The sequence below is a fragment of the Mycobacterium persicum genome (assembly GCF_002086675.1).
In the GTDB taxonomy this organism is placed as follows: Bacteria; Actinomycetota; Actinomycetes; order Mycobacteriales; family Mycobacteriaceae; genus Mycobacterium; species Mycobacterium persicum.
Map to the genome: position 1 here is coordinate 1 of NZ_MVIF01000138.1, position 11,497 is coordinate 11,497.

The 11,497-nt window shown below is 65.2% G+C and carries 11 protein-coding genes; 8 read left to right on the forward strand and 3 right to left on the reverse strand.

All coding sequences use genetic code 11. The features are described 5' to 3' along the window. Nucleotides 1-402: 402 nt before the first annotated feature. Nucleotides 403-2,052 carry an acyl-CoA synthetase gene (locus BST40_RS25790; RefSeq protein ID WP_083156173.1) on the reverse strand — a complete coding sequence of 550 codons (1,650 nt, stop codon included), beginning with the start codon at nucleotides 2,050-2,052 and terminating at the stop codon, nucleotides 403-405. A gap of 149 nt (nucleotides 2,053-2,201) precedes the next feature. On the opposite strand from BST40_RS25790, the gene BST40_RS25795 reads away from it, so the two are divergent. Next, entirely contained in the window at nucleotides 2,202-2,936 is a 735-nt protein-coding gene (locus BST40_RS25795) for a crotonase/enoyl-CoA hydratase family protein (RefSeq protein ID WP_240316705.1), read from the forward strand. Nucleotides 2,937-3,040: 104 nt separating this feature from the next. Then, a complete protein-coding gene (locus tag BST40_RS25800) occupies nucleotides 3,041-3,880 on the forward strand; it encodes a hypothetical protein (protein WP_083156174.1) in 840 nt (279 codons plus the stop codon). Nucleotides 3,881-3,949: 69 nt separating this feature from the next. On the opposite strand, the gene BST40_RS25805 is transcribed toward BST40_RS25800, so the two are convergent. Continuing rightward, the gene (locus BST40_RS25805) at nucleotides 3,950-5,155 is read right to left on the reverse strand and encodes a cytochrome P450 (RefSeq protein ID WP_075549384.1); all 1,206 of its coding nucleotides are present in this window, start codon (nucleotides 5,153-5,155) and stop codon (nucleotides 3,950-3,952) included. A gap of 28 nt (nucleotides 5,156-5,183) precedes the next feature. Here BST40_RS25805 and BST40_RS25810 point away from each other — a divergent pair, with 28 nt between their 5' ends. Further along, nucleotides 5,184-5,903 carry an acetoacetate decarboxylase family protein gene (locus BST40_RS25810; RefSeq protein ID WP_075549385.1) on the forward strand — a complete coding sequence of 240 codons (720 nt, stop codon included), beginning with the start codon at nucleotides 5,184-5,186 and terminating at the stop codon, nucleotides 5,901-5,903. A gap of 50 nt (nucleotides 5,904-5,953) precedes the next feature. Here BST40_RS25810 and BST40_RS25815 read toward each other — a convergent pair whose 3' ends face one another. After that, nucleotides 5,954-6,994, reverse strand: coding sequence for an LLM class F420-dependent oxidoreductase (locus BST40_RS25815; RefSeq protein ID WP_075549386.1), 1,041 nt, complete (start codon nucleotides 6,992-6,994; stop codon nucleotides 5,954-5,956). Between the two features lie 57 nt (nucleotides 6,995-7,051). Between BST40_RS25815 and BST40_RS25820 the strand changes: the two genes are divergently transcribed. The 5 genes from BST40_RS25820 to BST40_RS25840 form a co-directional block, all read left to right on the forward strand. Then, the gene (locus tag BST40_RS25820; RefSeq protein ID WP_075549387.1) at nucleotides 7,052-8,053 is read left to right on the forward strand and encodes a Zn-ribbon domain-containing OB-fold protein; all 1,002 of its coding nucleotides are present in this window, start codon (nucleotides 7,052-7,054) and stop codon (nucleotides 8,051-8,053) included. 15 nt (nucleotides 8,054-8,068) lie between these two features. Further along, a complete protein-coding gene (locus tag BST40_RS25825; RefSeq protein WP_083156176.1) occupies nucleotides 8,069-9,133 on the forward strand; it encodes a thiolase domain-containing protein in 1,065 nt (354 codons plus the stop codon). After that, nucleotides 9,133-10,320 carry a thiolase domain-containing protein gene (locus BST40_RS25830; protein ID WP_075549389.1) on the forward strand — a complete coding sequence of 396 codons (1,188 nt, stop codon included), beginning with the start codon at nucleotides 9,133-9,135 and terminating at the stop codon, nucleotides 10,318-10,320. The genes BST40_RS25825 and BST40_RS25830 overlap by 1 nt, the downstream gene beginning before the upstream one ends. Nucleotides 10,321-10,325: 5 nt before the next feature. Next, complete coding sequence (locus BST40_RS25835; RefSeq protein ID WP_075549390.1) at nucleotides 10,326-11,207, forward strand: TIGR03619 family F420-dependent LLM class oxidoreductase; 882 nt, start codon at nucleotides 10,326-10,328, stop codon at nucleotides 11,205-11,207. Further along, on the forward strand, nucleotides 11,204-11,497 hold a 294-nt coding region (locus tag BST40_RS25840; protein WP_083156178.1), incomplete at its 3' end, for a nuclear transport factor 2 family protein. The genes BST40_RS25835 and BST40_RS25840, both read left to right, overlap by 4 nt.

The following is an 11,497-nucleotide window of genomic DNA, read 5'->3' on the forward strand; positions in this document are numbered from 1 at the left end:
GGCGATGGCGGTGCTGGCGGGGGCGGCGGCACCGGCGGCACCGGCGGCGCCGGCGCCGCCGGTGTCAATCCCGGCACATCCGGTGGTGGCGGCGGACCCGGCCTACCTCCTATTGGTCCCACCGGCGGGAAGGGCGGCAAAGGTGGTACCGCTGGCAACGGGGGTAGCGCCTGAGAGCGCGAGACCAGCGGCGCGCCACGGGCAATTGACCAGCTACGCGCAACCAACCCCGCGCCGGGCGGGACGGCTCGCAGCTGGTCAGTACCCAGGATTCAAAGATCAGGTCGGGAGCCAACGATATGACCGGCCGCGTGGGTACACCGGACCGCCGCACATTGCACCCGCAAGTCAGCGCAATTCGGCGCCTCAGCTCGGGCAAAGCCGCCGTCGGCCAAACCCAAATTACGCCCCAGTAGTCACCTGACCGGCCCGCACATCGTCGGCCTCCCGCGCCTCCGTCTGCTCCTTGGCCCAGCGGTAATCCGGCTTGCCGGCAGGTGATCGCTTCACCTCGTCGACGAACCAAATGCTGCGCGGCACTTTGTATCCCGCGATCTGCGAGCGCACAAAGCCGTCCAACTCGGCCAACGACGGGCGGCATCCTGGCCGGGCCTGCACCACGGCCGCTACCTGCTGGCCGTAGCGCGGATCGGGCACACCGACTACCAGAGCGTCGAAGACGTCGGGATGGCCCTTCAATGCGGCCTCGACCTCTTCGGGATAGATCTTCTCACCTCCGCTGTTAATCGACACGGAGCCGCGGCCCAGCATGGTGACCGTTCCGTCCGCCTCGACCATGGCGTAGTCGCCCGGAATCGCATACCGCACACCGTTGATGGTCTTGAACGTCTCGGCGGTCTTCTTCTCGTCTTTGTAATAGCCGACCGGAATGTTGCCTTTCTTCGCGAGCATTCCGCGCACCCCGGAACCGGGCTTGACCTCGTTGCCGTCCTCGTCGAGGACCACCGTCCGGTGGTCGATGGTGACTCGCGGTCCTCCGTTCTGCGACGCGCCGGCGGCGACGATGCTGGTTCCGCCAAACCCGGTCTCCGACGACCCAATTGAGTCGGTGATTACCCGATTCGGTAGCAGCTCAAGCAGTTTCTCCTTGATGCTCGGCGAGAACAATGCGGCGGTGCTGGCCAGCAGGAACAGCGACGACAGATCGTAATCGTGTTCTCGGTCAAGTGCATCCAGTAACGGCCGGGCCATCGCGTCACCTGTGAAGAACAACAGGTTCACCTTATGCCTCGCAACCGTGCGCCACACCTCGTCGGCGTCGAATTCCGGTGCTAGGACGGTGGTTTGACCGGAGAAGATGGACATCCAGGTGGCCGACTGGGTGGCCCCGTGGATCATCGGCGGAATCGGATACCGGATCATCGGCTGATTAGCGGCGGCGGCACGCGCCAGGTCGTATTCGTCCTCCACGAATTTCCCTGTGGCGAAGTCGGTTCCGCCGAACAGCACCCGGTAGATGTCCTCGTGGCGCCACATCACGCCCTTCGGGAATCCCGTCGTGCCGCCGGTGTAGAGCAGGTAGATGTCATCGGAGCTGCGCTCACCGAAGTCCCGCTCAGGCGAGCCCTGCTCCAGCGCCGCGTGGAACTCGACGCCTCCGTAACGCTGATAGTCCTTGTCGCTCCCGTCTTCAACGACGAAGACCGTCTTGACGTTGGGTGTGTCCGGCAACACGTTGGCGACCCGGTCGGAGTACTGGCGCTCGTGCACCAATGCAACCATGTCGGAGTTGTCGAAGAGGTACCGAAGTTCACCCTCGACATACCGGTAGTTGACGTTGACCAGAATGGCGCCCGCCTTCACGATGCCGAGCATCGCGATGACGATCTCGTTGCGGTTGCGGCAGTAGAGTCCGACCTTGTCGTCCTTCCGCACTCCGTGGTCGATCAGGTAGTGCGCCAGGCGGTTGGCTTTCTCCTCGAGTTGGGCGTAGGTCAGCTGCTCATCGCCGCAGATGAGCGCTACCCGGTCAGGCACAGCGTCGATGGCGTGCTCGGCGAGATCGGCAATATTGAGGGCCACGGACCCCAAACTAGAACGTGTTACATTTCTTGACAAGCGAATGCCCGATGTCGAGCGAGAGGCGGTTAGCCGTGCCCCTGGACAACGCCACAGCACTAGCAAACGAGCCCGAACCGGATGCGCTGGTCGAACAGCGCGGTCACACCCTCATCGTGACCATGAACCGGCCGCATGCCCGCAATGCCCTGAGCAGCGAAATGATGCAGATCATGGTGGAAGCCTGGGACCGCGTCGACAACGATCCCGACATCCGATGCGCCATCCTCACCGGGGCCGGTGGCTACTTTTGCGCCGGCATGGATCTGAAGGCGGCAACCAAGAAGCCGCCGGGTGATTCGTTCAAGGACGGCAGCTACGACCCGTCGCGTATCGACGCCCTGCTCAAAGGCCGACGGCTCACCAAACCCTTGATCGCCGCCGTGGAAGGTCCCGCGATCGCCGGCGGCACCGAGATCCTGCAGGGCACCGATATCCGGGTCGCCGGCGAAGGCGCCAAGTTCGGCATCTCCGAGGCCAAGTGGAGCCTGTACCCGATGGGCGGCTCGGCGGTGCGGCTGGTGCGGCAGATCCCCTACACGGTGGCGTGCGACCTGCTGCTAACCGGACGACACATCACCGCCGCCGAGGCCAAGGACATGGGCCTGATCGGCTATCTGGTGCCCGACGGGCAGGCCCTGACGAAGGCCATCGAGATCGCGGAAATCATCGAAAACAACGGCCCGCTCGCCGTCCAGGCGATCCTGCGAACCATCCGGGAGACCGAGGGCATGGCCGAAAACGACGCGTTCAAGATCGACACCCAGATCGGCATCAAGGTGTTCCTGTCCGACGACGCCAAGGAAGGCCCCAAGGCGTTTGCCGAAAAGCGCAAGCCCAACTTCCAGAACCGCTAACTCCCCCTCGCCGAGCGTGTTCTGACTGCGAGAATTCGGCCAAATCTTGACAGCCAGAACACGCTCGACGGCCTTGTCGGTACCCCGCGCCACACTGCTAGTCCGTGACCGGACCTTTCCTCGGCAGCGAAGCCCTCGCATCGGGTGCGCTGACACCGTATCGGCTGCGTAGCCGTTACGTCGCGATACATCCCGACGTATACGTCCCGCCCGGTACTGACCTCACCGCCACGACTCGCGCGCATGCCGCCTGGCTGTGGTCGCGACGGCGCGGCGTCATCGCGGGCCACTCGGCTTCGGCACTACATGGGGCCAAATGGGTCGACCATCGAGCACCGGCCCGATTACTCTATGACCACCGCCGGCCGCCCAGCGGAATCCTGATGTGGTCGAGCGCCGTCGCCCGTGACGAGATCCAGCTCGTTCGCGGCCTACAGGTAACCACCCCGGCCCGCACTGCCCTCGACCTCGCCTGCCGAAATCCGGTCGGCACCGCGGTTGCGGCCATCGACTCGCTCGCCAGAGCAACCAGGCTCCGGGTCGCCGAGGCCGAATTGCTGACCGAACGCTACCACGGATACCGCAACATCCGACGTGCCCGCACCGCGCTCAAGCTCGTCGACGCGGGTGCGGAATCACCCCGCGAGACTTGGCTGCGGTTGCTGCTCATCGACGCGGGTTATCCGCCGCCGAAGACCCAGATCGCGGTTTACGGAGAGTACGGCGAGGTTGTCGCCGAACTCGACATGGGTTGGGAGCACATCAAAGTCGCGGTCGAGTACGAGGGCGATCATCATCGGACCGATCGCAGGCAATTCAATAGAGACATCGCCCGCGTCGAAGCACTAACCGAGCTGGGCTGGATCGTGGTGCGGGTCACCGTCGAGGACGTGCCCGGCGGCATCCTGCGACGGGTGGCAGTAGCCTGGGCCCGCCCAACGTGAACTCAGCGCGAAAAATCAGCCAAAATCTCGCTCTGGCAACACGTTCGGCGCAATGCAGCTCAACGCAGCTCAACCTAAAGGCGCACTAGGAGTGAACACCACCGGCATCGACTCCAGGCCGCTGACGAAGTTCGCCGGCCGCAGCGGCAACGCCGCATCCGACGACGCCAGCCGCAGATCGGGCAGCCGCCGCAGCAACCGCTCCGTCATCAACGACAGCTCCAAGCGCGCCAATTGGTTGCCCAGGCAGAAATGGGTGCCAAAGCCGAACGCCAAGTGACTGTTCGGGTTTCGCTGAATGTCGAATCGCTCGGCATCCGGAAATACCGCTTCGTCGAAGTTGGCCGATTCGAACAAGAGCATCATCTTCTCGCCCGCATGCAAGGCTGTGCCATGAAAGTCCGTATCACGAGTCAACATTCGGCACATGTTCTTCACCGGCGCCGTCCAACGCAGCATCTCCTCGACCGCCGACGGCACCAACGACGGGTCGGCCACCAGCGAATCCCACTGGTCGCGGTTGCACAACAGCTGCTCGGTACCCCCACTCAAGGTATGCCGCGTGGTCTCGTCGCCGCCGATCAGGATCAACAGCGTCTCCATCACCAGTTCGTCGTCGCTCAGCCGCTCCCCGTCGACCTCGGAGCTCACCAGCACGCTGACCAGATCGTCGGTCGGCTCCGCACGACGCGCGGCGATAGTCCCCCGGGTGAAGTCGTTGTAGGCCGCGAAGGCATCCATGCTGACCTGAAAATCCTCTTGCGACACATGGGAACTCAGAAACGTCACCAGGTCGTCCGACCAGCGCAAGAACATCTCCCGCTGCTCCGGGCGCACGCCGAGCATGTCGCCGATCACCGCCATCGGCAGCGGCGCCGCCAGATCGCGCACGAAGTCACATTCACCACGTTCGCACACCGCGTCGATCAGCGCGTCACACAACGCCGCGATCGAGGCCTCTTTGTCTTTCACCCGCTTGCGGGTGAAGCCGGCGTTAACCAGCTTGCGCCGCAACAGATGTGCCGGATCGTCCATGTCGATCATCATCGGCATCGCCGGCTGGTCGGGACGGATGCCGCCGGCGTTGGAGAACAGCTCGGGCTGCCGTTCGGCGTCGATCACCGCCTGATAGGTCGACGCCGCGGCCAGTCCGTTGCGGTCACGGAACACCGGCTGATGCGCCCGCATCCACCGGTACGCCGCCCACGCCTCACGACTGGCGTAGAAGGTGCCGTCCGTCAGATCGATGTCTGGCCTGTCAACGGCTTCAGTCATGCCAGTCCTCCGCATTACAGTGAGCGTCATGCCTGTCTCGCAACACACCATCGCCGGCACGGTGCTCACCATGCCGGTCCGGATCCGCACCGCGAATATGCACTCGGCGATGTTCTCGGTGCCCACCGCGCCGACCCAAAAACTTATCGACTACAGCGGCCTGACGGTGTGCGAATACCTGCCGGGCAAAGCGATCGTCATGCAGATGCTGGTGCGCTACGTCGACGGCGACCTCGGCCAGTACCACGAATACGGCACCGCGGTCATGGTCAACCCGCCCGGCAGCCGAGCCCGACAAGCCCGGGGTCCCCGGGCCCTGACGAAAGCCGCGGCGTTCATCCACCACCTGCCGGTCGACCAGTCCTTCACCCTCGAGGCCGGCCGCACCATCTGGGGCTTTCCGAAGATCATGGCGGACTTCAATGTTCGCGAGGGCGCCAAATTCGGCTTCGACGTCAGCGCCGACGGGCAGCTCATCGCCGACATGGAGTTCAGCAACGGAGTGCCGCTGCCGACACGAGGTTCGCAGGTGCTCAAGGCCTATTCCCACCAGGACGGTGTCACCCGGGAGATCCCGTGGGAGATGAAGATATCCGGCCTGCGGGCCCGGGTCGGCGGCGCCCGACTGCGCCTCGGTGACCACCCTTACGCCAAGGAACTCGCCTCGCTGGGCCTGCCCAAGCGGGCACTGGCGTCGCAGTCGGCGGCCAATGTCGAGATGACCTTCGGCGACGCGCACGCCATCTGAATCCACCCGGCCAATCTAGAACGCGTTCTAATAGCGCCGCAAGCGGGATCTCACACCAGCCCCGCAAGGTCGCGGACCTGCTCAACGCTGCGGGCGCTGACCACCATCATGGTCACGCCGGCAGCTTCCCAGGCCACGATCTGCTTACGCACGTAGTCGAGGTCGCCGACGATCATGGCGTCGTCGACGAGCTCGTCGGGGATCACCGCCGCGGCCTCGTCCTTGCGCCCGGACCGGAACAGCTTGGTCACGTCGTCGACGACCTCGGCGTAGCCCATGCGGCGGTAGACGTCGGCGTGGAAGTTGGTGTCCTCGGCACCCATTCCGCCCATGTAGAGCGCCAGGAACGGCTTGATTCCGGTGAACGCCGCCGCGCGGTCCTCGGTGACCACGATCTGCGCCGTCGCACAAATCTCGAAATCCGCACGGCTGCGGCGGGCGCCGGGCCGGGCGAATCCCTCGTCCAGCCATTCGTTGTACATGCCGGCCATCCGGGGCGAATAGAAAATCGGCAGCCAGCCATCGCAGATCTCGGCGGCCAGCGCCACGTTCTTCGGTCCCTCGGCACCCAGCATGATCGGGATGTCGGCACGCAGCGGATGAGTAATGGGCTTCAACGCCTTGCCCAACCCGGTCACCGGTCTGCCGGCCCCCTCCTTCAATGGCAGCGGATAGTGCGGGCCGTCGCTGGTCACCGGTTTCTCCCGGGCCCAGACCTGGCGCACGATGTCGATGTACTCCCGAGTGCGGGCCAGCGGCTTGGGGAACGGCTGACCGTACCAGCCCTCGACTACCTGTGGGCCGGACACGCCGAGCCCCAGAATGTGACGGCCACCGGACAGATGATCCAACGTCAGCGCCGCCATCGCGCACGCCGTCGGTGTCCGCGCGGACAACTGGACCACCGAAGTACCCAGCCGCAGCCGCCGCGTAGCCGAACCCCACCAGGCCAGCGGGGTGTATGCGTCGGAGCCCCACGCCTCGGCGGTGAACACCGCGTCGAACCCGGCGTCCTCGGCCGCGGCGACGAGTTCCGCGGCGTTCTCCGGAGGCTGAGCGCCCCAGTACCCCAGCTGTAGGCCCAGCTTCATCCTTGCCTCCTTGCTGCCTTCTTGCTCAGTGAGTTAGAACCTGTTCTACTCGAAGGCGTGACAGCCACCTGGAGCGGCCCGACCTTGATCGATCATCGTGAGCCGCCTCTCTCCGCGCCGTTGACGTTGTCGTTCGACTACACCCGTTCGGTGGGCCCCACGTTGAGCAAGTTCTTCACCGCGCTGCGTGAGCGCCGCATTCTGGGCGTTCGCGGATCCGATGGCCGGGTGCACGTGCCACCCGCCGAATACGACCCGGGGACCTACGAACCGCTGAGTGAGATGGTACCGGTGTCCGATGTCGGCACCGTCGTCTCCTGGACCTGGCAGCCGGAGCCGCTGGCGGGCCAGCCGCTGGACCGCCCGTTTGCCTGGGCGCTGATCAAGCTGGACGGCGCCGACACGCTGCTGATGCACGCCGTCGACGTCGGATCCGCGGGCGAACCGGACAAGATCAAGACCGGCGCCCGGGTACATGCGCACTGGGCCGACGAGACCGTCGGCGCCATCACCGATATCGCGTACTTCGCGCTCGGCGGCGAATCCGAACCTGTCCCCGAGGCACCAGCCGACCAGGACCCGGTCACCATGGTGGTCACCCCGATCGAGATGACCATCCAGCACACGGCATCCCATGAGGAGAGCGCCTACCTGCGCGCCATCGCCGAGGGCAAGCTGCTGGGCGCCCGCACCGGCCAGAATGGAAAGGTCTATTTCCCGCCGCACGGCGCCGACCCGGCGACCGGCCAGCCGACCACCGAGTTCGTCGAGCTGCCGGACAAGGGCACGGTCACGACGTTCGCGATCATCAACATCCCGTTCATGGGTCAGCGGATCAAACCGCCTTACGTGGCGGCCTACGTGTTGCTCGACGGCGCCGATATCCCGTTCCTGCATTTGGTTTCCGACGTCGACGCGCACGAGGTGCGGATGGGGATGCGGGTAGAGGCGGTGTGGAAACCTCGCGAAGAGTGGGGATACGGCATCGACAACATCCAGTACTTCCGGCCCACCGCAGAACCGGACGCCGACTACGAAACCTACAAGCACCACCTGTAAAGGGCCTAACTGCATATGAGCGCTCGCAATGTCGCGGTGGTCGGCTTCGCCCACGCACCGCACGTTCGCCGCACCGACGGCACCACTAACGGCGTCGAGATGTTGATGCCGTGCTTCGCCCAGCTCTACGAAGAGCTCGGCATCACCAAGGCCGACATCGGCTTCTGGTGTTCAGGATCATCGGATTACCTTGCCGGACGGGCATTTTCGTTCATCTCAGCAATCGACTCGATCGGTGCCGTACCGCCGATCAACGAATCGCACGTCGAGATGGACGCCGCATGGGCACTGTATGAGGCCTACGTCAAGATCCTGACCGGCGAGGTCGACACCGCGCTGGTGTACGGCTTCGGCAAGTCCTCCGCCGGAACCCTGCGGCGCGTCCTGTCCCGCCAAACCGACCCCTACACCGTCGCGCCGCTGTGGCCGGATTCAGTGTCCATGGCCGGGTTACAGGCCCGCCTCGGGCTCGACTCCGGCAAGTGGAGCGAATTGCAAATGGCGCGGGTAGCTTTCGACTCCTTCGCCAATGCCCGCCGGGTCGACTCCGTCGAGCCCCCGGTGAGCATGGACGACCTGCTGGAGCGGCCGTTCTTCGCCGACCCGCTGCGCCGCCACGACATCGCGCCGATCACCGACGGCGCCGCGGCGATCGTCCTCGCAGCCGACGACCGCGCTCGGGAGTTGCGGGATAACCCGGCGTGGATAACGGGTATCGAACATCGCATCGAGTCGCCGTCGCTGGGCGTGCGGAACCTCACCGAGTCACCGTCGACCAGAGCCGCCGCGAAAGCAGCCAGCGGCGGCAAGACCCGCGACATCGATGTGGCCGAGATTTGTGCGCCGTTCACCCATCAGCACCTGATCCTCGCCGATGCCATCAACTTGCCGGGGGCGACGAAAATCAATCCCTCCGGTGGTGCGCTGGCCGCCAACCCGATGTTCGTCGCCGGCCTGGAGCGGATCGGCTTTGCCGCCCAACATATCTGGGACGGCTCGGCTCGGCGAGTTCTGGCGCACGCCACCAGTGGGCCTGCGCTGCAACAGAATCTGGTCGCCGTGATGGAAGGAAGAAACTGATGGCCGGAGCAGGAGCACAGCTGGCCGCGGTCCTGGGCACCGGCCAGACCAAGTACGTCGCCAAACGCCACGACGTCTCGATGAACGGCATGGTGCGCGAGGCCATCGATCGGGCCCTGGACGATTCCGGGTCCACCTTCGACGACATCGACGCCGTCGTGGTGGGCAAGGCGCCCGACTTCTTCGAAGGCGTCATGATGCCCGAACTGTTCATGGCCGATGCCATGGGCGCCACCGGCAAACCGATGATCCGGGTGCACACCGCGGGCTCGGTCGGCGGATCCACCGGCGTGGTTGCGGCCAGCCTGGTGCAGTCCGGAAAGTACCGCCGGGTGCTGGCCATGGCTTGGGAAAAGCAATCGGAGTCCAATGCCATGTGGGCACTGTCGATTCCGATCCCCTTCATCAAGCCGGTCGGTGCCGGCGCCGGTGGTTACTTCGCGCCACACGTGCGCGCCTACATCCGTCGTTCCGGGGCGCCGACGCACATCGGCGCCATGGTGGCCGTCAAGGACCGGCTCAATGGCAGCCGTAACCCGTTGGCGCACCTGCAGCAGCCCGATATCACCCTGGAGAAGGTGATGGAGTCACCCATGCTGTGGGACCCGATCCGCTATGACGAGACCTGCCCCTCCTCCGACGGGGCCTGTGCCGTGGTGATCGGCAACGAGGAGATCGCCGACTCAAAGGTGGCGCAGGGCCAGCCGGTGGCGTGGATCCATGCCACCGCACTGCGCACCGAACCGCTGGCCTACGCCGGTCGCGACCAGGTGAGCCCGCAGGCCGGCCGCGACGCCGCCGCCGCGCTGTGGAAGGCGGCGGGCATCACCAACCCGATCGACGAAATCGATGCCGCCGAAATCTACGTGCCGTTCTCCTGGTTCGAGCCGATGTGGTTGGAAAACCTCGGGTTCGTCGCCGAGGGCGAAGGCTGGAAGCTCACCGAAGCCGGGGAAACCGCCATCGGCGGACGGCTGCCGGTCAACCCCTCCGGCGGCGTGATGTGCTCGAACCCGATTGGCGCTTCTGGTCTGATCCGGTTTGCCGAGGCCGCCATCCAGGTGATGGGCAAGGGCGGCGACCACCAGGTGCCGAATGCGCGAAAAGCGATGGGCCATGCCTATGGAGGTGGCTCGCAGTATTACTCGATGTGGGTCGTCGGCTCTGAAAAGCCGGTCACGCCATGAAAAGGATGAAGTACACCTGCAGTATCGTGATGGCGCCGGTCGAGCAGTTGGTCGGCATCGCCAAGACCGCCGAAGAAGTCGGGTTCGATTCGATCGCCCTACCGGATTCGCTGTTCTTCATGGAGAAGGCGGCCGCCGATTATCCGTATACGCCCGACGGGTCGCGGATGTGGGACGAGAACGCCCCGTGGGTGGACCCGCTGATCGCCGCCGCCGCGATGGGCTCGGCCACCTCGACACTGCGGTTCTACACTCACGTGATGAAGCTCGGCTCCCGCCAGCCGCTGCTGCTGGCCCGCCAAGTCGGCTCGGTGGCCAATCTGACCAACAACCGCTTCGGCTTCGGCATCGGAATCGGTTGGGCGCCAGAGGAATTCGAGTGGTGCGGGGTTCCCTACCGGCGGCGCGGCGCGCGGGTCGACGAGATGATCGAGGTGATCAAGCTGGTGCTCGGCGGCGGCATGGTCGAATTCCACGGTGAATTCTTCGATTTCGATCGCCTGCAGATGAGCCCGGCCCCCAGCCGGCCGGTGCCGTTTTACGTCGGCGGGCACACCGACGTGGCGCTGCGGCGGGCCGCGCGCGTCGGCGACGGCTGGAGCACCGCGATGATGACCAGCGCGCAACTGGCCGAAACCATCGGCCGGCTCAACGTGCTGCGCAGCGAATCCGGCCGAGCCGACCAGCCGTTCGAGGTCCAGGCGGTCTGTATCGACAAGTTCGGGGTCGACGGTCACCGTGAACTCGCCGAGATGGGGGTCACCGACAACATCGTCGTCCCCTGGGTGTTCGACGGCCTGGGCTTCGATGCGCCGCTCGAGAAGAAGCAGGACTCGCTGAAACGCTTCGCCGACACCTATATCCACTCCGGTTGGCAGGACACATGACCCAGACGCACCCCGCGCACGAGGCCGGCCGGCGATCCCGCGAGGCGGTAATGGCCCGCGACAAACAGGCCTGGCTGGCGGTCTTCGCCGACGACGCTGTCGTCGAAGACCCCATCGGCCCATCGGCTTTCGATCCCGAAGGCAAGGGCCACCGGGGCCGCGACGCGATATCAGCGTTCTGGGACAAGGTGATTGCGCCCGCCACCAGCATCGAGTTCTTCTTCCGCGACACCTTCCAATGCGGCGACGAGGAAGCCAACGTCGGGCACATCCTGACCACTATGGGCGAC

What these genes read in the sequence shown, in the direction of transcription:
- BST40_RS25835 (WP_075549390.1), top strand. Translation starts at nt 10,326, where the DNA reads ATGAAGTACACCTGCAGTATCGTGATGGCGCCGGTCGAGCAGTTGGTC.
- BST40_RS25815 (WP_075549386.1), bottom strand. Translation starts at nt 6,994, where the DNA reads ATGAAGCTGGGCCTACAGCTGGGGTACTGGGGCGCTCAGCCTCCGGAG.
- BST40_RS25795 (WP_240316705.1), top strand. Translation starts at nt 2,202, where the DNA reads ATGAACCGGCCGCATGCCCGCAATGCCCTGAGCAGCGAAATGATGCAG.
- BST40_RS25810 (WP_075549385.1), top strand. Translation starts at nt 5,184, where the DNA reads ATGCCTGTCTCGCAACACACCATCGCCGGCACGGTGCTCACCATGCCG.
- BST40_RS25830 (WP_075549389.1), top strand. Translation starts at nt 9,133, where the DNA reads ATGGCCGGAGCAGGAGCACAGCTGGCCGCGGTCCTGGGCACCGGCCAG.
- BST40_RS25805 (WP_075549384.1), bottom strand. Translation starts at nt 5,155, where the DNA reads ATGACTGAAGCCGTTGACAGGCCAGACATCGATCTGACGGACGGCACC.
- BST40_RS25825 (WP_083156176.1), top strand. Translation starts at nt 8,069, where the DNA reads ATGAGCGCTCGCAATGTCGCGGTGGTCGGCTTCGCCCACGCACCGCAC.